Origin of the sequence: Jejudonia soesokkakensis, assembly GCF_042664795.1 — a bacterium.
In the GTDB taxonomy this organism is placed as follows: Bacteria; Bacteroidota; Bacteroidia; order Flavobacteriales; family Flavobacteriaceae; genus Jejudonia; species Jejudonia soesokkakensis.
In genome coordinates this window covers 148,733-173,726 of record NZ_JBHTBN010000001.1, presented here as the reverse complement: position 1 = coordinate 173,726, position 24,994 = coordinate 148,733, and the positions used below count along the sequence as shown (strand labels likewise).

At 36.4% G+C, this 24,994-nt stretch carries 25 protein-coding genes and 1 tRNA gene; 9 read left to right on the top strand and 17 right to left on the bottom strand.

All coding sequences use genetic code 11. The features are described 5' to 3' along the window. The first annotated feature begins 96 nt into the window (after nt 1–96). The 4 genes from ACFQO1_RS00825 to ACFQO1_RS00810 all read left to right on the top strand — a co-directional run bounded on the left by ACFQO1_RS00825 (nt 97) and on the right by ACFQO1_RS00810 (nt 4,273). Nucleotides 97–471, top strand: coding sequence for a DoxX family membrane protein (locus ACFQO1_RS00825; protein WP_380215740.1), 375 nt, complete (start codon nt 97–99; stop codon nt 469–471). A gap of 80 nt (nt 472–551) precedes the next feature. Next, complete coding sequence (locus ACFQO1_RS00820; protein ID WP_380215738.1) at nt 552–2,723, top strand: prolyl oligopeptidase family serine peptidase; 2,172 nt, start codon at nt 552–554, stop codon at nt 2,721–2,723. A 32-nt stretch (nt 2,724–2,755) separates the two neighbouring features. Then, nucleotides 2,756–3,721, top strand: a complete 966-nt coding sequence (locus tag ACFQO1_RS00815) for an ABC transporter ATP-binding protein (RefSeq protein ID WP_380215736.1) — start codon at nt 2,756–2,758, stop codon at nt 3,719–3,721. A gap of 30 nt (nt 3,722–3,751) precedes the next feature. Then, nucleotides 3,752–4,273, top strand: coding sequence for a hypothetical protein (locus ACFQO1_RS00810; RefSeq protein ID WP_380215734.1), 522 nt, complete (start codon nt 3,752–3,754; stop codon nt 4,271–4,273). Here ACFQO1_RS00810 and ACFQO1_RS00805 read toward each other — a convergent pair whose 3' ends face one another. The 9 genes from ACFQO1_RS00805 to pdxA all read right to left on the bottom strand — a co-directional run bounded on the left by ACFQO1_RS00805 (nt 4,274) and on the right by pdxA (nt 11,747). Next, nucleotides 4,274–4,732 (bottom strand): 3-oxoacyl-ACP synthase, encoded by a 459-nt coding sequence (locus ACFQO1_RS00805; RefSeq protein ID WP_380215732.1) that lies wholly within the window; start codon nt 4,730–4,732, stop codon nt 4,274–4,276. It abuts the gene before it with no gap. Further along, on the bottom strand, nt 4,713–5,420 hold the full coding sequence (gene mtgA, locus ACFQO1_RS00800) for a monofunctional biosynthetic peptidoglycan transglycosylase (protein ID WP_380215730.1): 708 nt from the start codon (nt 5,418–5,420) through the stop codon (nt 4,713–4,715). Before mtgA ends, ACFQO1_RS00805 begins: the two co-directional genes overlap by 20 nt. Before the next feature lie 12 nt (nt 5,421–5,432). After that, on the bottom strand, nt 5,433–6,560 hold the full coding sequence (locus ACFQO1_RS00795) for an NAD(P)/FAD-dependent oxidoreductase (protein WP_380215728.1): 1,128 nt from the start codon (nt 6,558–6,560) through the stop codon (nt 5,433–5,435). Nucleotides 6,561–6,737: 177 nt separating this feature from the next. Next, nucleotides 6,738–8,093, bottom strand: a complete 1,356-nt coding sequence (gene accC, locus ACFQO1_RS00790; RefSeq protein ID WP_380215726.1) for an acetyl-CoA carboxylase biotin carboxylase subunit — start codon at nt 8,091–8,093, stop codon at nt 6,738–6,740. Nucleotides 8,094–8,166: 73 nt separating this feature from the next. Continuing rightward, nucleotides 8,167–8,649: an acetyl-CoA carboxylase biotin carboxyl carrier protein gene (gene accB, locus ACFQO1_RS00785; protein ID WP_380215724.1), complete on the bottom strand. Its 483-nt coding sequence runs from the start codon at nt 8,647–8,649 to the stop codon at nt 8,167–8,169. Nucleotides 8,650–8,680: 31 nt separating this feature from the next. Then, on the bottom strand, nt 8,681–9,679 hold the full coding sequence (locus ACFQO1_RS00780) for a beta-ketoacyl-ACP synthase III (protein ID WP_380215722.1): 999 nt from the start codon (nt 9,677–9,679) through the stop codon (nt 8,681–8,683). Nucleotides 9,680–9,853: 174 nt separating this feature from the next. Continuing rightward, on the bottom strand, nt 9,854–10,051 hold the full coding sequence (rpmF, locus tag ACFQO1_RS00775; protein WP_100802749.1) for a 50S ribosomal protein L32: 198 nt from the start codon (nt 10,049–10,051) through the stop codon (nt 9,854–9,856). A gap of 8 nt (nt 10,052–10,059) precedes the next feature. Further along, entirely contained in the window at nt 10,060–10,605 is a 546-nt protein-coding gene (locus ACFQO1_RS00770; RefSeq protein ID WP_380215720.1) for a YceD family protein, read from the bottom strand. An 80-nt stretch (nt 10,606–10,685) separates the two neighbouring features. Continuing rightward, nucleotides 10,686–11,747, bottom strand: coding sequence for a 4-hydroxythreonine-4-phosphate dehydrogenase PdxA (gene pdxA, locus ACFQO1_RS00765; protein ID WP_380215718.1), 1,062 nt, complete (start codon nt 11,745–11,747; stop codon nt 10,686–10,688). A gap of 57 nt (nt 11,748–11,804) precedes the next feature. Between pdxA and ACFQO1_RS00760 the strand changes: the two genes are divergently transcribed. Then, nucleotides 11,805–12,395 (top strand): riboflavin synthase, encoded by a 591-nt coding sequence (locus ACFQO1_RS00760; RefSeq protein WP_380215716.1) that lies wholly within the window; start codon nt 11,805–11,807, stop codon nt 12,393–12,395. Here the strand turns inward: ACFQO1_RS00760 and ACFQO1_RS00755 are convergent. From ACFQO1_RS00755 to mce, 3 genes are all read right to left on the bottom strand, one after another. Continuing rightward, nucleotides 12,376–12,615, bottom strand: a complete 240-nt coding sequence (locus ACFQO1_RS00755) for a hypothetical protein (RefSeq protein WP_380215714.1) — start codon at nt 12,613–12,615, stop codon at nt 12,376–12,378. The two genes, ACFQO1_RS00760 and ACFQO1_RS00755, sit on opposite strands and share 20 nt — an antisense overlap. A 118-nt stretch (nt 12,616–12,733) precedes the next feature. Next, nucleotides 12,734–12,807, bottom strand: a tRNA-Ile gene (locus ACFQO1_RS00750). 112 nt (nt 12,808–12,919) lie between these two features. After that, on the bottom strand, nt 12,920–13,321 hold the full coding sequence (mce, locus tag ACFQO1_RS00745) for a methylmalonyl-CoA epimerase (RefSeq protein ID WP_380215712.1): 402 nt from the start codon (nt 13,319–13,321) through the stop codon (nt 12,920–12,922). A gap of 59 nt (nt 13,322–13,380) precedes the next feature. Here mce and rbfA point away from each other — a divergent pair, with 59 nt between their 5' ends. Beyond that, nucleotides 13,381–13,776: a 30S ribosome-binding factor RbfA gene (gene rbfA, locus ACFQO1_RS00740; protein WP_380215710.1), complete on the top strand. Its 396-nt coding sequence runs from the start codon at nt 13,381–13,383 to the stop codon at nt 13,774–13,776. A gap of 1 nt (nt 13,777) precedes the next feature. Then, nucleotides 13,778–14,983, top strand: coding sequence for an ABC transporter permease (locus tag ACFQO1_RS00735; protein WP_380215708.1), 1,206 nt, complete (start codon nt 13,778–13,780; stop codon nt 14,981–14,983). Here the strand turns inward: ACFQO1_RS00735 and dusB are convergent. Then, nucleotides 14,980–15,972, bottom strand: a complete 993-nt coding sequence (gene dusB / locus ACFQO1_RS00730; RefSeq protein ID WP_380215706.1) for a tRNA dihydrouridine synthase DusB — start codon at nt 15,970–15,972, stop codon at nt 14,980–14,982. The genes ACFQO1_RS00735 and dusB overlap by 4 nt on opposite strands. A gap of 31 nt (nt 15,973–16,003) precedes the next feature. Next, the gene (locus tag ACFQO1_RS00725) at nt 16,004–18,418 is read right to left on the bottom strand and encodes an outer membrane beta-barrel protein (RefSeq protein ID WP_380215704.1); all 2,415 of its coding nucleotides are present in this window, start codon (nt 18,416–18,418) and stop codon (nt 16,004–16,006) included. Nucleotides 18,419–18,589: 171 nt separating this feature from the next. Here ACFQO1_RS00725 and lepA point away from each other — a divergent pair, with 171 nt between their 5' ends. Continuing rightward, on the top strand, nt 18,590–20,386 hold the full coding sequence (gene lepA / locus ACFQO1_RS00720) for a translation elongation factor 4 (protein ID WP_380215702.1): 1,797 nt from the start codon (nt 18,590–18,592) through the stop codon (nt 20,384–20,386). On the opposite strand, the gene ACFQO1_RS00715 is transcribed toward lepA, so the two are convergent. The 3 genes from ACFQO1_RS00715 to ACFQO1_RS00705 all read right to left on the bottom strand — a co-directional run bounded on the left by ACFQO1_RS00715 (nt 20,383) and on the right by ACFQO1_RS00705 (nt 23,930). Further along, entirely contained in the window at nt 20,383–20,604 is a 222-nt protein-coding gene (locus ACFQO1_RS00715) for a hypothetical protein (protein WP_380215700.1), read from the bottom strand. The genes lepA and ACFQO1_RS00715 overlap by 4 nt on opposite strands. A gap of 96 nt (nt 20,605–20,700) precedes the next feature. Further along, entirely contained in the window at nt 20,701–21,954 is a 1,254-nt protein-coding gene (locus ACFQO1_RS00710; protein ID WP_380215698.1) for a cation:proton antiporter, read from the bottom strand. A gap of 68 nt (nt 21,955–22,022) precedes the next feature. Then, the gene (locus tag ACFQO1_RS00705) at nt 22,023–23,930 is read right to left on the bottom strand and encodes a cation:proton antiporter (RefSeq protein WP_380215696.1); all 1,908 of its coding nucleotides are present in this window, start codon (nt 23,928–23,930) and stop codon (nt 22,023–22,025) included. Nucleotides 23,931–24,102: 172 nt separating this feature from the next. On the opposite strand from ACFQO1_RS00705, the gene ACFQO1_RS00700 reads away from it, so the two are divergent. Beyond that, entirely contained in the window at nt 24,103–24,990 is an 888-nt protein-coding gene (locus tag ACFQO1_RS00700) for an MBL fold metallo-hydrolase (protein ID WP_380215694.1), read from the top strand. Nucleotides 24,991–24,994: the final 4 nt, after the last annotated feature.

Genomic DNA, 24,994 nt, shown 5'->3' with positions numbered 1-24,994 from the left:
ATAACCTTTTTTTATTTAATTGAAAGCCAGCTTTTTTTAAGCTGGCTTTTTTATTTTTTACTATCTTTAAAAGTATAAACTTTAACCATCCTCACTATGAATTCTACTTTTACAAAACTGCTTCGCATGATATTGGCATTATTACTACTGGTCTTCGGAGCCAATAAAATATACCCCTTTTTACCTATTTTTAGTATGCCACCCGCTGCTGCTAATTTTATGGAGTCGCTTCAATCTACTGGATATGTATTATACGTTGTGGCTGTGTTAGAAATATGCATAGGACTTTTACTCCTTTTCAGAAAATGGGTGCCTTTTGCGTTATTAGTATTAGCTCCCATCTCAATAAATATCCTATTATTTCATTTATTTTTAGATGTGTCCAGCATTTGGGTAGCCATCGTTATTGTAGCACTAAATGCCATTCTTATTTATAAGTACTGGCAATCGTACAGACAGCTCTTCCACTAATATCATCTGCATTTCTACCATTTTATTCGGTTGCATGCCAAAGGATTTAGTATTTTTACCATTATCAATTCAGAAATAAAATGAAAAAATTAATCCTACCTGTTCTTGGGCTTCTCACAATTATAGCCTGTAAAGAAGAAACAAAAGAAACAAATAGAGAAGTTATCACAGTGGAATACCCTCAAACGAAAAAAGTAGATACAGTTGATACGTATTTTGGAGAAGAAATTAAAGATCCATATCGTTGGCTAGAAGACGATATGAGCGAAGAAACTGGAGATTGGGTAAAGGCCCAAAATAAGACCACTTTTGGATATCTGGACAATATTCCTTTTAGAGCAGAGCTTAAAGAGCGCCTAACCAATCTGTGGAACTATGAAAAAGTGGGTTCACCCTTTGTAGAAGGGGATTATACCTATTACTATAAAAATAACGGGCTCCAAAATCAGTATGTGATTTATCGTTATAAAACTACAGAAGGTCCGGACAATGCTGAAATATTTCTAGATCCCAATACATTTACAGATGACGGAACGATTTCCTTGGGAGGATTAAACTTTTCAAAGAATGGTAAAATGGCTGCCTATAGCATTTCTGAAGGTGGGAGCGACTGGCGAAAAGTATTAATTATGGATGCTGAAACCAAAGAGATCGTAGAAGATACTTTAGTAGATATAAAATTCAGCGGAATCTCATGGAAAGACAACGACGGATTCTATTATTCTAGTTACGATAAACCAAAAGGAAGTGAACTTTCTGCAAAAACAGATCAGCACAAATTATATTACCATAAATTAGGAACTTCTCAAAAAAGTGATGCCCTCATTTTTGGTGGCACACCCGAAGAAAAGCACAGGTATGTAGGGGGTAATGTTACCGAAGATGGAAACTATCTTTTTGTTACGGCGAGTATTTCTACTTCAGGAAATAAACTCTTTATGAAAGATCTTACAAAACTCAACAGTGAATTTATTACTATTTTAGATAATGCAGATACCGACTCATACGTGATTGAAAATGTGGGTTCTAAGCTTTACATAGTTACAAATAGGAATGCTCCTAACCGTAAGGTGGTTACTGTGGATGCAAGCAACCCTTCTCCATCTAATTGGAAGGACTTTATTCCAGAAACCGAAAATGTTTTAAGTCCGAGTACGGCTGGTGGAAATTTCTTTGCCGAATATATGGTGGATGCTGTTAGTAAGGTAAAGCAGTATGATTACGACGGAAAATTAATACGTGATGTAGAATTACCAGGCGTTGGAAGTGCTGGTGGATTTGGAGCTAAAAAAGAAGACACAGAATTGTATTATTCTTTTACAAACTATGTGACTCCAGGAAGCATTTATAAGTATAATATTGCCGAAGGTACCTCTGAATTGTATAAAAAGCCTGAAATCGATTTTAATCCTGAAGATTATGAAAGTAAGCAGGTATTTTACACCTCAAAGGACGGTACAAAAGTCCCTATGATCATAACACATAAAAAAGGAATTGAGTTGAATGGTAAAAACCCAACCATACTATATGGATACGGGGGATTTAATATCAGTTTAACGCCAAGTTTCAGTATTACTAATGCTGTTTGGATGGAACAGGGTGGAATTTACGCTGTTCCTAATTTGCGTGGAGGGGGAGAGTATGGTAAGAAATGGCATGATGCAGGTACACAAATGAAAAAACAAAACGTGTTTGACGACTTTATCGCAGCTGCAGAATATCTAATTGAAAACAACTATACCTCTAAAGATTATCTTGCTATTAGAGGAGGTTCAAATGGAGGATTGCTTGTGGGAGCGACTATGACACAGCGTCCTGATTTGATGAAAGTAGCACTGCCTGCCGTAGGTGTTCTCGATATGCTTCGCTACCATACGTTTACAGCTGGTGCTGGTTGGGCGTATGATTATGGTACTGCCGAAGACAGTAAAGAGATGTTTGAGTACCTAAAAGGATACTCTCCTGTTCATAATGTAAAAGCAGGAACCGAATACCCTGCTACCTTAATCACTACAGGAGATCATGATGATCGAGTAGTTCCTGCGCATAGCTTTAAATTTGCAGCAGAATTACAAGAAAAGCAAGCGGGAAATAATCCGGTTTTAATTAGAATTGAAACCGATGCCGGTCACGGTGCAGGAACTCCAGTGAGTAAGACTATCGAACAATATGCAGACATCTTCGGATTTACATTATACAATATGGGATATGAGGTATTGCCCGAAAAGGTTAACGATGATGTTAAGCAATAAAGTATAACCAAAATTTTTAAAAGGTTGTCCACGTGGCAACCTTTCTTTTTTTTATGCTAAATGTATCAATCCTTTCCTTTGCGTATGATAAGAAACCCACCTTGTCAAACATCTCATTTCAATTACAACAGGGAGAACATCTTGCTGTTTTGGGAGAAAGTGGCTGCGGAAAATCGACATTATTACATCTTATTTACGGATTGCTCCAATTAGAGGAAGGCTCAATATTATGGAACGATAAAAAACTACTGGGCCCAAAAGAAAATCTTATTCCTGGAGAAAAAAACATGAAACTCGTAGCTCAGGAGTTTAATGTAATGCCCTATATTTCTGTAACTGAAAATATCGCGACACACCTTTCTCGTCAAAATAAAGAACAGGATGAAAAACGTGTTAAAGAATTGCTCGAAGTGGTGGATTTGGTTGCTTATAAAGATATTTTGGTTAAAAACCTTAGTGGAGGCCAAAAACAACGCGTTGCCATAGCAAAAGCACTCGCAGAAGAGCCACGGCTATTGTTGCTGGATGAACCTTTTAGTGATATTGACACCTTTCAAAAAAATAAGCTACGTAGAAATTTATATCACCACTTAAAATCCAAAGATATTACGTGCATAACCGCAACACATGACGCAGACGAGGCCCTGGCTTTTTCAGATGTAATTTGTATTTTAAAAGAGGGTACAATTGATGCCTTCGGAAAAACGAAAACAGTATATAATAATATTTCAAGTGTGTATCAGGCAGGATTCTTTGGAGAAGTAACCGTGCTTCCTTCAACCTTGTTTTCTTCAGAAAAACCTTCAGAAAAATTGATTCTACTTCCATATCAGTTAGTCCTTTCCGAAGTAAAAACAACGCTGAAAGTTCAAATTACCAAACAATACTTTAAGGGAAGTCACTATCTAATCGAAGGAAAGTTTGAAAATGAAGTGGTTTATTTTAATGCTTCAGAAAGAATAAGCCAAGAAACCGTATATTTAAAATTGAAACGGTAAAATACATACACCCCTGATAACAAAACTACAATGAAAAAAATTTTTATATTATTAGTCCTTGTATTTTGTACCTCCTTGTTTGCACAAGAAAAAGAAAGTTACGTGACCAAAGTTGAGACGATAGACAGTACCATCAAAACCCTTTACGCAGTAATTAGTGGTGAAAAAGGAGAAGAACGAGATTGGGAGTTATTCCAATATTTGTTTTTGCCAGATGCAAAATTAATTCCAACGGGTAACAACAGGCAGGGTGTTGAGGGTATTCGGTATTTAACGATAGAAGACTACATTAATACATCGGGAAAGTGGTTATTGGAAAATGGTTTTTTTGAAAACGAATTGCACCGTGTGACAGAGCAATTTGGAAATATTGCTCATGTTTTTTCTACCTATGAGTCCTTTAAAACGGCCAACGATTCCATTCCATTTATGAGAGGTATTAACAGCATTCAGATGCTATATGATGGCAACCGATGGTGGATTGTCAATATTTACTGGATGGGTGAAGATGCAGATCATCCTATTCCAAATGCCTATCTGCCCAGAGACTAACTATTTGACACTTGTCACTTTATACATTTTAGCATTAAAAGTAAACTCATCTCCCTTTTTCTTTCCTGAAAGGAAGCTACCAATGGGCGAATGTAGAGCAACGCATAAATAATGTGTTTTACCTACCAATACATCACCCACAGAAATACTTATAAAATAGGTGGCGTGATCTGTATACACCAAGCTCCCCAGTCGTGCATAATCTGATGTGGCGTTCACATCTATTTTTGGCAATACCTTCTGAATATTTTCAATCTCCTGTAACTGTTTCCCTGCATTTTCACGATCGATCTGAAGCATCGCCCGTCCAGTTTCATGCTTGTCGCCCGCACTACTTTTATCTTCCTCGAGTAAGGACTCTTGTATGTCTGAGATTGTCTGAGTTATTTTTTGATATCGTTTTTCAACCGTCGATTTGCAGTGGTCGAGTAAGTGTTGTTTAATCTCTTTTACCGTCATTCTTTACTTTTTCTGAAAGATTAAATGTACCAAAATTTCGCATCTGATTTACAATCCAACCTTTTCTCTTTTCAATATAATTTGAAGCTGGACTTGCCCTATATGTCCTTGGACTAGGCAAAATTGCAGCAATTGCAGCTGCTTGAGGTTGTGAAAGGTTTTTTGCCGAGGTATTAAACCAGTAATTTGCCGCTGCTTCTGCACCATAAATGCCATTTCCCATTTCGATACTATTAAGATATACCTCAAGAATTCGTTCCTTGCTCCAGAGAGTTTCCATCAAAAAAGTAAAGTACACCTCCAATCCTTTTCTAAACCAACTACGTTCTGGCCATAGAAACACATTTTTTGCGGTTTGCTGTGAAATACCACTAGCTCCTCTTAGTCGCGCTCCCTTTTTTTTATTTTTCTCATATGCCTTTTCGATGGCTTCATAATCAAATCCGTTATGGATTAAAAAATTCTGATCCTCTGCACAAATAACTGCTAATTGTAAGTTTTTTGATATTTCCTCTATGGGCACCCATTCATGTTTTTGTTGGTAATTTGCATCTCCTTCGATGGCACGAATGGCCATTAAAGAAGTATACGGTACAGGAACAAATTTGTAGAGTAAAACCCATGCAATAGTTAGAATGAAAAATCCGAGTACGACCTTGAAAATAAATTTAAAGAATTTCTTTATCATATACTTATAGGTTTATTTAGCCGCGAGTTTGGCGAGTTGATTTCCTATGATACTGCCAATAGCAACTCCCATTCCTCCTAATCGTACACCACAATAAATATTTGGTTGAACTTCTTTAATAATAGGTTTTTTTTTCGGTCCAACTCCCATAATTCCACTCCAACGTCGTTCAATTTTAAACGGGATATCGGGTAAAATTGTTGTGGTGAGTAATTGTTCTAGTTTGTTTTGAATCAACTCAGTGAGTCCTAATTGTGTAGTCTCTTCGGTTTTAAAATCTAGATTTCTACCTCCGCCCAGTAGAATTCTGTTGTCGATATTTCTAAAATAATAGTAGCCCTTATCCAGATGAAAAGTACCTTTTAGCTTTAAATTTGAGATAGGTTGTGTAATAAGAACTTGTGCTCTGGCTGGCGCCATTTTTTCATTTAAAAATTGTTTTGCAAAGCCATTTGTGGCAATACATACTTTTTTTACTGAAATTTCTTCGGAATTGTTTAAAATAAGTGAAATTTGGTCATTTTTTGTTGAAAATGAAGTGATTTCAGCCGAATTTAATACAAAAATACCTTTTTCTGAAGCTTTTTGAATTAGAGACTGCATCATGTTTCCGGCATTCAACTGTCCTTCTTCTGAGTTAAAAATTAGGTTTTTTTGAACATTTTTAAACGAAAAAGGGTCTTTTTTTACTGAAAAAACCTCTTTTTTATTAAAAAACACTTCTTTTAGTAAGTTATTTATATAGGGAATGTGTTCTAAACAAGTATTGTAAGTTTCTACATCATTTGTATCAAAAAGTTCATATCCCCCATATTTCTGAAAATCAATAGCGGCATCTCCTAAGTTCTTTCTGAGTAGCTGGAGACCGTTCACTCTATCTTTTAGCAATTGAATTACCTCATCTTCTGAATGAGTAGTAAGATCATCCACTATTTCAGAAATACTTCCAAAACAGGCAAAACCTGCGTTTTTTGTACTTGCGCCACTAGGCAACATTCCTTTTTCAAACACAACGATTTTAGCTTCGGGATGTTTATCCTTTAAGGTAAGTGCACAGCTAAGCCCTACAATTCCGCTACCAATTACAGCAAAATCAATATCTGAAAGCCACGTAGTATGTTCCCAATACGAAAGATTCATAATAGCAAGATAGTTAAATGTTTTGACTGCGCTAACGGGCGCAACGGCACCCTTCTATTTATAGAAGATATAGTGGAGCACGTGACCCAGTGGTATACCACTGGGGAGCGCCATAAAAAAACACCAACTTATTATTACATAAGTTGATGCTCTAGTTATTTTAAATAAGGTTATTATTTATTCCTCTTCTTCAGGTTCGTCCATTTTCCAAGTATCCATAAATGCAGTCGTATAATTTCCGGCGACATAATCTGGATGATCCATTAACTGACGGTGAAATGGGATGGTGGTCTTGATTCCTTCGATCACAAATTCGTCCAGAGCTCGTTTCATTTTACTAATCGCTTCTTCTCTTGTTTGTGCCGTAGTAATCAATTTGGCAATCATCGAATCGTAGTTAGGCGGAATGGTATAGCCTGCGTATACATGCGTATCCAAACGCACACCATGACCGCCCGGAGCGTGTAACGTAGTAATTTTACCGGGAGATGGTCTAAAACCATTGTATGGATCTTCTGCGTTAATTCTACATTCAATTGAATGCAGGTTAGGCAAATAGTTCTTTCCTGAAATGGGTACGCCGGCAGCCACGAGTATTTGCTCTCTGATAAGGTCAAAATCAATCACCTGTTCTGTAATTGGGTGCTCCACTTGAATACGGGTATTCATTTCCATAAAGTAGAAGTTTCGGTGTTTATCTACTAAGAATTCTACCGTTCCTGCTCCTTCATATTTGATATATTCTGCAGCTTTTACCGCAGCTTTTCCCATATCGTCCCGAAGCTTTTTTGTCATAAAAGGGCTTGGGGTTTCTTCGGTAAGTTTTTGGTGACGTCTTTGTACGGAGCAATCACGTTCACTTAGGTGGCAAGCTCTTCCATTACTATCGCCTACGATCTGAATTTCAATATGGCGAGGCTCTTCAATAAGCTTTTCCATATACATATCATTGTTTCCAAAAGCTGCTTTACTTTCTTGTCTAGCAGACTCCCATGCATCCTGAAGATTTTCTTCTTTCCAGACAGCTCGCATTCCTTTTCCTCCACCACCTGCACTGGCTTTTAGCATTACCGGATATCCGGTTTCTTTAGCAACTTTTTTACACTCTTCAAAATTGGCGATAATTCCTTCACTTCCGGGTACACAGGGTACACCTGCAGCAATCATTGTTGATTTTGCCATGGCTTTGTCCCCCATTCTATTGATCATTTCTGGCGAAGCACCAATAAATTTAATATTGTGCTCCTCGCAGATTTTTGAAAATTTAGCATTTTCAGAAAGAAAACCATATCCTGGGTGGATTGCGTCTGCATTTGTAATCTCTGCTGCCGCGATAATATTAGACATTTTAAGGTAGCTTTCACTACTTGGAGGAGGACCAATACATACTGCTTCATCTGCAAACCTAACATGTAGACTTTCTTCGTCTGCCTTTGAATAAACAGCCACAGTTTTAATACCCATCTCTTTACAGGTACGAATTACGCGAAGCGCAATTTCTCCCCTATTGGCAATTAATATTTTTTTAAACATATTTTTTGAGTTTTAAAACCCCAATATCAAACTCTATTCGATGTTTGGTTTTTGGAATTTGGAATTTTTAAACTTATGATGGGTCTACCAAAAATAGTGGTTGGTCAAATTCTACTGGGGATGCATCATCTACTAGAACTTTTACGATCTTCCCTGAAACCTCGCTTTCTATTTCGTTAAACAGTTTCATGGCTTCAATCACGCATAAAACATCTCCAGCACCTATCTGGCTTCCCACCTCAACGAATACTGGCTTGTCTGGAGAGGGTTTGCGATAAAAAGTTCCAATAATTGGAGATTTTACGGTGATGTATTTTGAATTCTCGTCTGGAGCAGCTTCTTTTGGTTGGGCAGGAGCTGGCGCCTGAGGAGCTGGTGCCTGAGGAGCTTGAGGTGCTGCCGCCATTGCTGGCATTTGATGAATGTAAGTTGTTTCTCCTTTTCCGTCGCTTCCTGTTCTAATGGTAATTTTAATGTCTTCCATTTCAAGTTTTACTTCGCTAGCGCCAGATTTTGCTACGAACTTGATTAAATTTTGAATGTCTTTTATTTCCATATTCTTAGTTGTTTAATACTCTTAGTTGGTTTTATTTTGAGTCGTAGGCCCATTTAAGATAAATGGCACCCCATGTAAATCCTCCCCCAAAGGAGGCGAAGACTAGATTATCTCCTTTTTTAAGTTGTTTTTCATAATCCTGAAGGCACAGTGGCAAGGTAGCGGAGGTAGTATTTCCATATTTATGGATATTCATCATCACTTTATCTTCGGGTAAATTCATGCGTTTGGCTGTCGCGTCAATAATTCGTTTGTTTGCCTGATGTGGAACTAGAAAGGCAACGTCATCTCCACTTAGGTTGTTTCGGTGCATTATTTTTTCACTCACATCTGCCATGTTGGAAACAGCAAATTTAAATACGGTTTTTCCATCTTGGAATACGTAATGCTGTTTATTGGCAACTGTTTCTGCAGAGGCTGGTAAAATAGAACCTCCTGCATCGATTTTAAGGCTTTGCCTGCCAATTCCATCGGTCTTTAAAATTTCATCTTGGACGCCTAATCCTTCAGAACTAGGCTCAAAAAGTACAGCACCTCCTCCATCACCAAAAATGATGCAAGTCGTCCTATCTGTATAATCAATAATCGAGGACATTTTATCGGCTCCAATTAAAAGTACTTTTTTGTAACGCCCCGACTCTATGTATTTTGCTGCGGTAGACATTCCGAAGAGAAAACTTGAACAAGCAGCAATAAGATCAAATGAAAAAGCGTTTACGGCTCCTATTTGTGTGGCTACGTAAACGCCTGTGGTTGCGACCGGCATATCTGGTGTGGCGGTTGCCATAATCACCATATCAATATCTTTTGGATCTGTATTGCTTTTTGCTAATAAATCTTTTGCAGCTTCTATAGCAAGATAGGAAGTACCTTGCCCTTCTTCTTTTAAAATTCTTCGTTCTTTAATTCCTGTTCTGGCGGTAATCCATTCATCATTAGTATCGACCATCGTCTCCAAAATTTCATTGGTAAGAACGTAGTCTGGAACATAGCCTCCTACAGCAGTAATTGCAGCTGTGATTGTACTCATAAATTCTTTTTATTTTTCTTTTGAAGCTATAAATATTGCTCTAAAAGGAAGGAAAAATACTAAAATTTAATCAAAAAGAGATCAAAATTAACCTTTTTTGACATTTTTTGATTACTGAAAACAAAAAAACTCTCACGGAAGCGCGAGAGTTATATTGTATCGTAAAAAAAGCGATTATGCCTCTACTTCTTCAGTAGCGTCAATTACAATTTGTCCACGGTAGTATAATTTACCTTCGTGCCAGTGTGCTCTGTGGTACAAATGCGCTTCTCCTGTTGTAGGATCTGTAGCAATTTGTGGAGCAGTTGCTTTGTAATGTGTTCTTCTTTTATCTCTTCTTGTTTTGGAGATTTTTCTTTTAGGATGTGCCATTACTTATATTATTTATCCGTTAATAGTTTTTTTAATGAGTCCCATCTTGGGTCTGTTGCATCGCCTTCAGATTTGGTTTCATTACCAGCAATCTTTGGGCTTAATTCTTCAAGTTTTTCAAGTATATCACTTTGTAAGGTGCCGTCTTCAATTCCCGGATGAATTTTCCGTGAAGGCATTGCCAACACAATAGATTCATACACATACTGCTGGATATTTACTTCAAAGCTTCCGTGAGGCAAGATCAAAAGATCTTCATTCTCATCATTAAATTCTTCACCGAACTTTACTACAAAATGATAGGTTCCATCTACGGCCTGATCAAAAGGCTCATTGGTAATATCACATTGTACATTTACAAATCCGTCAAAGTTTAATGTAAACTCTAATAGTGTTGTTTTTTTATCCAAAAGCACGTCGAGATTAATGTTTGCATCATTAAATTCGTCATACTCAAAATGCTCAAAGAACGATTTTGTAATTTCAAAATCAAGATGGTGTTCTCCTAATTTTAATCCCACAAAAGGGATTGTAAATTCTTTCAGTTCCTTCATTATCACACCAGGTTAATTCAATCACCTTATAAATAAGGCGGGTGCAAAGATAAAAAATTATTTGTAACGAAAAGCTTTAATCACTTCTTTTTTGAAAAGCTTCTTTTTGGCTTAATTTCAAGTGGATTTTTAGAAATTTCCTGGTACTCTTTTCGCTTCCTAAAGATTTTTATAGCGCTATAAATTGCCTGCCTAAAAGACTCATAATTAGCTACTCCCTTTCCTGCTACATCATAGGCTGTTCCATGATCTGGTGACGTGCGAACATGACTTAATCCTGCGGTATAATTAACTCCGTTCCCAAAAGCAAGTGTTTTAAATGGAATAAGTCCTTGGTCATGATAAGAGGCAATCACAACATCAAAATTTTTATAGTTTCCTGATCCAAAAAAACTGTCGGCTGCGTACGGACCAAAAACAAGTTTTCCATTATTCCTGAGATTGTCAAGGGTAGGTCTCAACACAGTGTCATCTTCATTCCCAATAACCCCATTATCTCCATTATGGGGATTTAACCCGAGAACTGCTATTTTAGGTTTTTCAATTCCAAAATCCTGAATTAAAGTCTTATTGATTGTATTTATTTTCTTTTCAATAAGTTCGCGCGTGATGTGGCTTGAAACATCTTTAACAGCCACATGGTCTGTTAGTAGACCTATTCGTAGTGTTTCTGAAATCATCAACATAAGACTGTCACCCTCTAATTCTTGATTTAAATAATCTGTGTGACCGGGAAAAGAAAATGTTTTAGATTGAATATTAGATTTATTGATGGGTGCAGTAACCAATACATCAATTTGATTTTTTTTCAATGCTGATACTGCCGCCTCCAACGATTTGATAGCATACGCCCCTGCTTGTTTTTCTTCTACTCCAAAGTGAATATCAACAGGTTCTTTCCACACATTTAATACATTAATTTTTTTATCAATGATTTTATCTGGGCTATCTATCCCCTGAACCTTAATAGTAAGTCCGTAATGCTTTATGAAGTATGACATTACCTTTACTGAACAAAAAATAACAGGAGTACAAAACTCTAACATTCTTTTATCCTCAAATGTTTTTAAGATAATTTCGCTGCCTATCCCATTAAGGTCCCCTATCGATATTCCTACACGTATATTTTCTTGTTGACTCATATGATACTCTAGGATTAGAATTCGTATTTTTGTATTACAAATGTAACCAAAATAAGCATGTTTACAGGTATCGTTGAAACCTTAGGAAAAATAAAAAATCTTACACGGGAAGATGGAAATCTACACATAGAAGTAGAGAGCTCTTTAGCTCCGGAACTTAAAATTGACCAGAGCGTATCTCATAATGGAGTTTGTCTAACGGTCGTGGGACTAAAAACTAACTCGTATGTTGTTTCTGCTATTTCTGAAACACTTGAAAAAACTAACCTTGATGCCCTGCAGATTGATGATTTGGTAAACCTTGAACGCGCTATGAAATTAGGTGATAGGCTTGACGGGCATTTAGTACAAGGGCATGTAGATCAAGTTGGAAGGTGTACCTCTATAAAAGAGGAAAACGGCAGCTGGTTATTTACGTTTAATTATGATGAAACTTTAGGGAACATAACTGTTGAAAAAGGCTCTATTACGGTAAATGGAGTGAGTTTGACAGTGGTGAATTCAGAAAAAAATTCGTTTAGTGTTGCCATCATTCCCTATACATATGCACACACTACTTTTAAAAATTGTGTAAAAGGAAGCATCGTAAACCTGGAGTTTGACGTTGTGGGAAAATACCTAAAAAGACTTAGTGAGGGATATTTGTAGTCTTTCTCTTTTTATAAAAATACCACACACCTATTACAATACCTGCAAACAAAAGAATTATCAAATTATCGTCTATGGGAAGTTCTGGAGGTACTGGACCGCCAGGAGGACGTAAAGCTGGCTCAGGAGGAGCTGGACCACCAGCGCGCTGTCCAAATACAGCAGCTGTACTCAGAAAACTAAACATAATGGTTAATATAGTGACGATTTGGGATCGCATATAGGGGTCTAATGTACTAATTTTTTTAAAATGACCAAATAAATACGGTACTATCAGTATGTTATAACTGAAAAAACCTTTTAAAATTGTATGTCAAAAAAACTAATTACTAGTAAAGTGGTCCCACATGGGCTCGAACCATGGACCCCCTGATTATGAGTCAGGTGCTCTAACCAGCTGAGCTATAGGACCTATTCGTTTTTAAAACACTAATTCTATTGATTGTTGCTAAAAACAGTTTGCAAATATAAACACTTTCTGTTTTTTTCAAACAATTTCACGTTAATATTGGGTAAACTATAGATTACTTCATTTCTTGACACAATTCGACTAATACTCCGTTGGTAGACTTAGGATGTAAAAATGCCACCCATTTATTGTCAGCTCCTTTCTTAGGCGTTTCGTTTAAAACAACAAATCCCTCTTTTTTAAGACGAACAATCTCTTGTTCTATATTATCTACGGAAAAAGCAATATGATGGATGCCTTCTCCTCTTTTTTCTATGAATTTTGCAATCGCACTATCTTTATTTATAGCTTCCAACAACTCTATTTTACTTTCACCACATTTAAAAAATGAAGTTTCTACCCCCTCGCTTTCAACCCTTTCAGTTTTATAATGCTCCTGTCCTAATAAGCTTTTGTAAATTTTATTTGCTTCGGAAAGATTTTTAACTGCAATTCCAATATGTTCTATTTTGTGCATATTCTTATAATTATCACGTTATTAAAAATAACAATTCTTAAAAGTAGTATTTTTGCAGTATGATAGAAAGTAACAGACAGAAAAAAATAGCCAGTGTTCTTCAGAATGATCTAGCGAACGTGCTACAAAATTTATTACGTGAATCTGGACAACTGGGAACCATTATCTCCGTTTCAAAAGTTTCGGTAACAACAGATCTAAGTATTGCTAAAGTATATCTTAGCGTATTTCCTTCAAACAAAGCGGTAAAGATTATTGAGGAGCTACAATCGCTTCAGCCAAAAATTAAGCATGAAGTTGCGCAATTAACAAAACATCAATTGCGAAGAATGCCCGCATTGTCCTTCTTTAATGATGACTCTTTAGACTATATTGATAGCATCGAAAAAGCAGTAAAAGGAACCGAGAATCCGTTAGAGAACCCAGATCTACTTCCGAAGCGAAAAAAACTATAATTTGAATTTTCCGCTCTACATCGCCAAGCGATATTTATACAGTAAAAGCACCAAAAATGCTGTCAATATTATTTCCAGAATTGCAGTAAGTGCTGTTATAGTTGGAGCGATGGCTTTATTTATTGTGCTTTCAGGTTTTGCAGGACTGCGGGATTTTAGCCTTGAGTTTACCAATCAGTTTGATTCTGATCTAAAAATCTTTCCAGAAAGTGGAAAAACAATCACAATTTCTTCGGAAACTTCAGAACAGCTACAAAACATAGTGGGTATAGAAGCTTTTTCAGCCATTATCGAAGAACGTGTATCCCTTCAGTATAAAGGAAAAAATCATATCGCTTTTATAAAAGGAGTGGATTCTAATTTTAAAAAAGTAACCCCTGTAGATAGTCTCGTTTTTTTAAGCAGATGGCTGGAAGCGGGTAGAGATGAAGCTGTTATTGGGCTGGGAACAGCAAACAAATTATCGCTGCAGGTTAATGATTATGCCAATTTACTTGATGTGTATGTGCCAAAGCCAGGCACGGGTAGTATAAGTACATTTGATCTGCCTAATGTATTTAATAAGGAGTCGGTTGTTGTTTCTGGACTGTATTCTGTCAATGAAGATCTCGACAGTAAATATATTTTCACTGATATTGAGTTTGCCAGAAATTTGTTGAGTTTAGATAGCACGAAGGTTTCATCTATTGAGTTTAAATTAAAGCCTGAAGCAGATGAAAGTGAAATTCGTGAAGCTCTTGCAGAAACCATTTCAACCCCATTAGTAATCAAGAATAGAATTCAGCAAAACGATGCCTTATACAAAATGCTGAATGCCGAAAATCTTTTTGTTTACGTTTTTGTAAGTCTTATTGCCGCCATTGCTATTTTTAATATTGCGGGAACTATTATCATGATGATCCTAGAAAAAAAACGAAATATAAAAACCTTAGTTTCCCTAGGCTTAACCTTACAACAAGTACGAAGCATTTTCTTTTTTGAAGGGTTTTTGATGACCCTCATAGGTGCCTCAGTTGGCTTGCTTTTGGGAGTGATTATTGTACTACTTCAATTAGAGTTTGGCTTTATTCCCATTACACCTACATTACCCTATCCCGTGAGGTTTGAATTTGTAAACCTACTGATTGTCTTCGGAACCATTGCCATACTTGGCGGACTGGCGTCTAAAATAGCTTCCAGAAGAATTACCGAAAGATTGATTGCTTAAGCAAATTGGAAATCTCCGAATTTTTCTAATACCTCATCAAAAGCCTCAAAAACGGAAGCAGAATCATCGCTAGTTACCATTTTCATTCGGTATTCTTTAAAATGAGGGATCCCTTTAAAATAATTGGTATAATGACGTCGGGTTTCGAAGACTCCTAACGTTTCACCTTTCCAGTCTATTGCCATTTGTAGATGCCTTCTGGCTGCTTCGACACGCTCAATCATCGTAGGAGGTGCAGCGTGCTTTCCTGTCTCAAAAAAGTGCTTTACTTCCTTAAAAAACCAAGGGTATCCAATACTGGCTCGCCCTATCATTGCCCCATCAAGACCGTATTCATCTCGCATTAACATGGCTTTTTCGGGACTATCAACATCACCATTGCCAAACACGGGAATATGCATGCGCTGATTGTTCTTTACCTCTGCAATGGGTTTCCAATCTGCTTCTCCTTTATACATCTGTGCGCGGGTTCTTCCGTGAATAGAAATCGCTTTGCATCCAACATCTTGGAGTCTTTCGGCAACTTCCACAATTTTAATTGAATCATGATCCCACCCCAACCGGGTCTTAACTGTAATGGGTAGTTTTGTATGTTTCACCATGGCTTCAGTAAGCGAAACCATTAAATCGATATCTTTCAAAATTCCCGCACCGGCTCCTTTGGACACCACTTTTTTTACGGGGCACCCAAAATTAATATCAATGATGTCTGGCCCACTGGCTTCCACAATTTCAACGCTTTGTAGCATTGAATCTAGAACTGCTCCAAATATTTGAATACCTACAGGTCGTTCCTTCTCATATATATCTAGTTTCATCACGCTTTTTGCAGCGTCACGTATTAAGCCTTCAGAAGAAATGAATTCTGTATACACCACATCTGCACCCTGTTCTTTACAAAGTGCTCTAAAAGGAGGATCACTTACATCTTCCATGGGTGCAAGTAGTAACGGAAACTCGCCTACTTCTATGTCGCCAATCTTTGCCATGGTACAAAAGTACGGATTTTATAAAATGTGCTTATTCTAAACGGTCTTTTTCGTCTACCTCTAAGGTGCGAATATTTTCTTGAAGTCGAGAGTTGCCAAAATTATAGGTAAATCCTGCTCGAAACAATCGAGACTCTACCCTGGCAAAATAGCGATTGTCTTGGTTTAAATATATAGAAGTAACCTCCACATTATTGGTGTCAAAAATATCATCTACCCCTATCGTTACACTGGCTCTATCATTCCAGAATGATTTTCTAAAAGATAATGAAACGTTTAGTTGATTTTGATATCGTGATGATCCTGTAAAAAAATCTGAGATGTATACCAAGGACACATCACTAGAAATTGACTGTTGTTTTGATACCGTTAGCCTGCTAAACATTTGAGCAAAAAAACCATAAGTGTCAAACGAAAAGGTTTCTTGGGAACTTTCTAAGGCAAAAAATTCGTTATTAAGGTAATAATTAGAGGTCGTTACGGTTAAATACCACCAGTTTTTTATATAATTAGCATACGTGGCATCAAAGCTATATTGATACCCTCTTATAAGGTTTGACTCATTACTTCTAAGAGTGCTGTTTACGTTGTCTTGAAATGTGAGAGATGCAAGTTCATCATCAACACCTTCATAATATAAATCAAAAAACCAATTTCCTTTATGTGTCAAACTTAGCTGAATTCGATTGGTAATAGCGGGCATCAAATTTGGATTTCCCGCATTAAAATTATTTTCATTGATAAAATAAAGGAAAGGGTTTAAGCTTTGATATCTAGGTCTAGTAATTTTTCTGGAATAGCTTGCTGATATAGCATTAGTGTCATTAATTGCGAAGTCTATAGTAGCAGAAGGAAATAACTCGAAATACACTTGTGTATTTAAAAGTCCAAGAAATCTTGAATCACCTAGAACATCTGTATATTCTCCGCGCACTCCTAGATGGATAGAAAATTTACCCAACTCTTTCATAAATTCTGCAAAGCCTGCATAGATTGATTCTTTATAAATAAAATTATCTGACAGTGACATATTGAACATGCTGTTTCCTGTATCTGTATCAAAAAAGTCTAAAGCACTTTCGGTATCTATGGAAGAATATTTGAGACCCGTTTTCAAGGAACCATTTAAAAAGGGAGTCGTTAAATCCAGCTGTCCCGTAAAAATGTTGGTGTTTTGTAAAGCATCTGTAAAAAAACTATTATTCCTAGTTAGAGTACCATCTGGTAAAAAGTAATTTGTAGCGACTTCTTGAATCTGATCATTTCTGTATCTAATGTAATTAGCTGTTGTAGTAACAGTAGCTCCTTCTTCACCTACTTGTAAAGTATGACCTAAACTAAATGATACATTTGAAGTGTTATTCTCAAGATTACTTCGGGTTGAAAAGGTAGAGTCCAGTGATCTAAGGTTGCTAAAAATTTCTGCTTCAACAGTGTTGTGAAATGTTTTATCGGGTGAAAAAAGGAGGCTGGAGGTAAAATTCAGACTGTTTTTTTTATCTAATGTAATATCCGCAGAAATGTTTGCTTGATGTGCATTAGAGCGGGTCGTTCTGGTAAAATCACTTTCCCAGATAGACTTAGTTGTTAGTTCATCTTCATTAAAAAACCGGGTAAAATTTTCATCTTCTTTAAATTCTTTTCTAGGACTAAAACTATAGCTTCCAAAAAAGTTGAGCCATTTATTTTTATATGAGTGTGAGGTTGTAGCACTGTATTTTGGAAAAACAGCTTGTTCATATCGTCCCGAAACAGAGCCTTTATATCCTACTGAAATCGCTTTTGACATAACGATATTTAAAACAGAACCAGATTCTGCATCGTATGAAGCACCAGGATTAGTAATTACTTCTACACTTTTTATGGCCGAAGCATCTGTGTTCTGCAATAAAGTAACTACTTCTGCTGAGGATAAATACACACGTCGCCCGTTAATAAAAATAGTAGGAGTGGAAAATTTAATTTTAATTTCTTCACCAATAATCAGAACACCTGGAGTTCTTTTTAATAAATCAAAGGTACTACCTGTAGACAAAGAAGTATTTTCTACATTAAATATTAATTTCCCTGCTGTTTTCTGAATGGTTGGCAACTTGGCATTAATTACTGTCGTTTCAAGAGACTGTGGGTCTTCAGAAAGAGTAATAGTGCCCAAATCAGTATCTGATGTTAATTGAACTGTTTTTTCTTCCGTAGAAAAACCCATAAAGCTGAAGGTAATCCGATATGTTTTTTCTTCAAGGTCTGAAATACTAAAGGTTCCATCTTCTTCTGTAACTGCACCTTTTAAAACATCTTCATAATCTGAATCATACAAAAGAACCGTTGCAAAGGCCAACGGCACATTATTTTGATCTAATACACTGCCAGTAATCGTTTTGTTTTGACCAATTAAAGATATAGCCGAAAGTGAAAAAGCTATAAAAAATAAGGGGAAACACTTCATTAAAGAGCGTATTAATTTTTGTTAGTCTTTTGCAAAAGCAATTCGGGGAGGCCCTACAAAGGTGTCAAATAATTATGTAAACCACACACAACTTTTTATTTTTTCGATGAACTGCATTATTCGTTTGAATGCATTGATTTTACACTATCTTTGCCACTGGAAAATGAAGCTATGAAGAATATTAGAAACTTTTGCATAATCGCACATATTGACCACGGTAAAAGTACGTTGGCAGATAGACTGTTGGATGCTACTGGCTCTGTTACTGCTCGTGAGCAACAAGCTCAATTACTAGATAGTATGGATCTTGAGCGGGAACGAGGTATTACCATTAAAAGTCATGCAATACAAATGAAATACACCCATGAGGGTGAAGAATATATTTTAAACTTAATTGACACTCCTGGTCACGTAGATTTCTCTTATGAAGTTTCGCGATCCATTGCAGCCTGTGAAGGTGCATTGCTTGTAGTAGACGCTGCGCAAAGCATACAGGCGCAAACCATTTCAAATCTATATCTCGCCCTAGAGAATGATCTTGAAATTATACCTGTATTAAATAAAGTAGATCTACCCTCGGCAAACCCTGAAGAAGTGACAGATGACATTGTAGATCTTTTAGGGTGTGCCGCAGAAGAGGTAATCCCTGCTAGTGCCAAAACCGGTCTTGGTATTATTGAGATCCTAACTGCTATTATTGAGCGGGTTCCTGCTCCCAAAGGTAATCCCGATGAGTCGTTACAGGCATTAATTTTTGATTCAGTCTACAACCCTTTTAGAGGCGTAGAAACCTACTTTAGAGTTTTAAATGGAGAGATTTCAAAAGGGCAGCACATCAAGTTTATGGCTACTGGTAAAACGTATTTTGCAGATGAAGTAGGAACTTTAAATTTAAAGCAAACTCCTAAAAAAGTGATTAAAGCGGGAGATGTTGGCTATTTAATTACAGGGATAAAAGAAGCAAAAGAGGTTAAAGTTGGAGACACTATTACAGATGCTAAATCGCCAACTACCAATATGATTGAAGGTTTTGAGGACGTAAAGCCTATGGTTTTTGCGGGTATCTATCCAGTAGATACCGAGGATTATGAAGAATTAAGAGCCTCGATGGAAAAGCTTCAATTGAATGATGCTTCGCTGGTTTTTGTTCCTGAAAGCTCAGCAGCGCTTGGTTTTGGTTTTCGCTGTGGATTTCTGGGCATGCTACATTTAGAAATTATTCAGGAGCGCTTAGAGCGTGAGTTCGATATGACAGTGATCACAACTGTACCTAACGTATCTTACCATGCCTATACTAACAGAGAGCCCGATGAATTAATCTTGGTAAATAACCCAAGTGATTTGCCAGATCCCTCAAGGCTTAATAGAATGGAAGAACCGTTTATTAAGGCTACTATTATCACAAAATCAGATTTTGTGGGATCTGTAATGTCACTGTGTATAGAAAAACGTGGAGTCATTACCAATCAGACGTACCTCACTACAGAAAGAGTTGAACTAAGTTTTGATATGCCGTTAGCAGAAATCGTATTTGATTTTTACGACCGACTAAAAACAGTTTCCAAAGGGTATGCCTCTTTTGATTATGCACCTATTGGTATGCGAGAGTCCAAATTGGTAAAAGTGGATGTATTATTAAATGGAAATGTTGTCGATGCTCTTTCGGCACTATTGCATCAGGATAATGCCTATGATATTGGAAAAAAAATGTGCGAGAAGCTTCGGCAATTAATTCCAAGACAACAGTTTGATATTCCTATTCAAGCAGCAATTGGCGCAAAAATTATTGCCCGTGAAACGGTAAAAGCACTTCGGAAAGATGTTACCGCAAAATGTTATGGTGGAGATATTTCAAGAAAGCGTAAACTCCTTGAAAAACAGAAAAAAGGTAAAAAACGAATGCGCCAGGTTGGAAACGTAGAAATTCCACAAGAAGCATTTATGGCAGTGCTTAAACTGAATGACTAGCCTCCACACATAGCTCCAGCTTGCATTAAGTCTGCGAGATATACGTCGTAATCTGTATTAGTGTTTTCTCCGTTAACCGAAGCATCTCCATCGCTTCTTTGACAGACCTCAAAATCTGTTGTCTGGTCAGATGTACACATAATACACGTTTCTTCGTCATCATTTCCGCAGGAAAGAATTAGAAAAGAAAAAAGTAAAACATAGATAGCTTTTATCATTTGGCTGTGTTTAAATAATATAACGGCTGGGGTTTCAAAAAATTTCATAATAGCTCTATAGGGTTTCTCTGGTGCGTGCTTTTCAACATTATTGTGTTAATGCTTCTTGTCAAAATAATTCAGAACTCTTACGCTCGTCAAGCCATGAATTATAATACTAAACAAGATAACATAGCTCACAATGCCGTAAAGTTCTTCAAAGCCAGAAAAATTACCGTGTAATAACCCGAAGCTAAGATAAAATACACTTCCTATTCCTTTAACGCCAAAAAAACCAATTGCCCACTTTTTTGCTTTGGAATATTTCATTGGTAACATGGCAATGTACCCAAATATTGGTCTCAAAATTAATACAAGAGCAAGACTAGCTAAAATCCCATTCAAGTCTGTATAGCTCAAAATTCCAGAACATAAAGCACCCCCAAAAAAGATGATCCATATGACAACTAATAGTTTTTCAACTTCCTCGACAAATGGAACCATAAAATCTTCAACCGACTTGTTCTTATCTTTAGGACGATGATGTTGAATAAAAACACCTGTAACAAAGACACATATAAAACCATAAGTGCTAAGAACCTCTGCTAGCCCATATGCAAAAAAAGTAAGTGCTATGGCTATAAAACCGTTAAGTATGTATTTCTTTTTTTCTTTTTTATGGAAAGCAATAAGTTTACTATATATATAGCCAATACAAGCTCCTAAAATAAGGCCTCCTACTATTTTATATACTACATAAAAGCTAAAAAAGTGTACCCAATCTATCTCATTGAATGTTGTAGATTTTGACCAAATAATTGCCAAAAACACAAACGGAAATGCCAAACCATCATTTATTCCTGCCTCTGCAGTTAGTGTAAATTGCATTCCTGTTTCTTTCGAGTTTTCATGCTGCTCTTCCTCTAGTTGAATTTCTGAAGCCAGTACAGGATCTGTTGGGGCAAGTATAGCAGCCAACAAAAGAGAAACGGGTCCGTTTAAATTTAATATATAATGTCCTATTATGAAGATTACCGCCATAAATAATGGCATTGTGATAAGAATTAAAGAAAAAGGACGTTTCCATTCTTTCCAACTATAATGCGTGCCAATTTTTAGACCTGCAGTCATTAAACTAACAATTACGATACCCTCTGTTATAATTTTCCCGTAGTTTAAGTCAAACAAAGGATTGGGCCATGGCAAGGGTACATCTATTAAATAAAATAAAATCCCAAAAAATAATAATGGGACGATGTAGGTGATCTTTAATTTATTTGTGTATAAAGGTAGAAATGCAACAATGGATAGTGCAAACCCTAGGTATGCAATAGAGACAAAATAAGGCTGCATATTTATTATTTCTTCCATATAATGATAGAAATGAGATCAAAGTGACCTTATGGTTGGTACTATTAGGGATTCCCTTTTACTTATATTTAAACATTAGGGTTTTCAGCCGTTGGTAATTTACCCTTTTCGTTGGTTGCTGTTACTACATCTTCAAAGTCCATTGGTTTTCCTAAATAAGCGATAACAGTCCCGTTTTCAATATTTATTTCTTTAAGGGTATCTATCAAATCTACATTACCTTCTGGATCTTTAATAAATAAAGGAATCGCCTCTTTGTTTTCTCTAATGATTTCGAGAACTTTTAAAAACATGTTATAATCTTCTACTTCAATTTCTTGTATTGAAGGGTAATCGCGAGCAACTTCGGTAAATTTTATGAAATCGTGTGTAGTGTTAAATATCTCATCTGTGTTTACATCCTCTTTCTTTAAAAGTTCCTTTGAAGTTATTAACCTAAAGGTTCCATTTTCACCAAATTGCTTTCCGAAGCGACTCATGGCCTGTCTATTGATCTCGTCATTGCCTGTCATAGCCAGTAGATATCCTACATCACTTAATTCAATATTATCAGTAAGATCATCGTTATAAATATTTGCATTAATAGCATCAATACCAAGTTCTTTTGATTTTAAAATATTACTTCGGTTAGAGTCCACTAATACAACATGTCGGTTATTTTTTTGAAGATAAGTTGCTATTAATCTTGAAACTCTTGAAGCCCCTACAATCATAATTCCTTCAGATTTGTTTAGAAATACACCTACCAACGAGGCGAAAAAACGAGCAGTAGTTGCATTTAATAAAACTGTCGTTAATACTAGTCCGAATACAAGAGGAGTAATATATTCTGCCCCAGGAACTCCCTTTTCTACGAGTTCTGTCCCAAAAAGAGACGCGATACCTGCCGCAACGATTCCACGGGGTCCTACCCAACTTATAAAAAGTTTTTCGTTGGTTTTCAGCGTTGAGCCAATCGTACTTAAAAAAACACCAATAGGTCTTACTAAAAAAATAATAATAGCAAAGAGGATTGCTGTTTTCCAGTTATAAACAAGCAGGAGGTCGTCAAGACTAATATTTGCAGCAAGTAAAATAAACAAAATTGAAATTAGTAGTACGCTTAGTGATTCTTTAAAGTACAATAATTCTTTTAGGTTTGGTAAGTCACTATTACCAAGAAACATTCCCATTACCACTACAGATAAGAGTCCGGATTCGTGAGCAAATAAATCACTAACTACAAAGATCAGAAGCACCATAGCTAAAGAAGCTACATTTAATAAATAGTGGGGGATTACTTTTCTTTTTACAGCCTGGTACATCGCAAAACCTCCTGCCAAACCAAAAGCAAATCCAATTACAATGATTCGTGCAAATTCTAATAAGGCATGTTTTGTATAGCTTCCGCCAACATGACCTGCAGCATCTTCTGGAGCTATGTCTATACTAATAAATCCAAAAACAAGTACAGCAACTAAAGCCCCGATCGGGTCGATTAAAATACCCTCCCATTTTAATACAGAGGATACATCCTTTTTTAATGGAATATTTCTTAAAATAGGAGTAATTACTGTAGGACCCGTTACAATAATTAAGCCCGCAAATAAGAATGAAATGCTCCAGTCCAATCCAAAAATATAATGCGCGGCTATCCCAGCTCCAAAAAAAGTAATAATAGAACCCAGGCTAATTAGTTTTCCAATTACTCCACCTGTTTTTTTTACTTCTTCCATCTTTAAAGTAAGCCCGCCTTCAAAAAGAATGATTCCTATTGCAAGTGAAACAAAATAAAAAAGACTTTTTCCTGGGAAAAATCCAGAATCTATATTCCAAATAGGTTGTATCCATTGCGTTCCATCATTTGATATAAGAGTAGAGATTGGTCCCACAAAAAGGCCAATTAAAATAAGGGGTAAAATTGCAGGGATTTTAAATTTCCAAGCAACCCATTGCGCTAAAATTCCTAAAATTATAATTCCTGCAAGCTCTAACATAAGATGTAATTTAGAAAAGCTCAAAAATATATATAAACTACTCAGTGAACATTAATTTTCAAAAAAAGTTTACATAGCATACCTTGTTCTAACTGCTTGATAATTTAAAATTTCTTAATAAAGACTTAAGATTAATCGTCATTATTGCCTCTTTTTGTATTTTGCAGCACGTATGAAACTTTACCCTATTGAGGCAGGAAATTTTAAGCTCGACGGAGGCGCTATGTTTGGCGTCGTACCTAAAAGCCTCTGGACTCGAACAAATCCTGCCGATTCAAATAACATGATTGATATCGCAGCCCGGTGCCTTTTAATTGAAAATGGGGACCGACTAACTCTTATAGATACGGGGATGGGGAATAAACAAAGTGACAAGTTCTTTGGTTATTATTATCCTTGGGGAGATCATTCGTTAGATACCTCCTTAAAAAAATATGGCTTTCACAGAGATGATATAACTGATGTATTTATGACTCATTTACATTTTGATCATTGTGGCGGAAGCGTTGAATGGAATAAGGATAAAACTCATTACCAACCGGCTTTTAAAAATGCGACTTTCTGGAGCAATAAAGACCATTGGGAATGGGCGACAAATCCTAACCGCCGAGAAAAAGCATCTTTTCTTTCTGAAAATATACTCCCTATGGAGGAAGCTGGTCAACTTAAATTTGTAAATCGCCCTTCCTTGTCTCTTTCTTCCGAAAATAATAAAAAGGATTTTTCTGAAGCAAACGAACTGGACTTCGGCATCTTCTTTGCAGACGGTCATACAGACAAACAGATGATTCCCATGCTGAAACATAATAATAAGACCATCGTCTTTATGGCAGATTTACTGCCAACTGCCGGTCACTTACCTATTCCTTTTGTGATGGGATATGATACCAGGCCTTTACTAACATTACCAGAAAAAACAAAATTTTTAAATGCAGCAGCAGACCAAAACTATTATTTGTTTTTGGAACATGATGCTCACAATCAAATAATTACAGTAAAGCATACAGATAAAGGAGTTCGAGTAAACGAAATCTTTAGCTGTGAACAAATATTAAATTAAATAA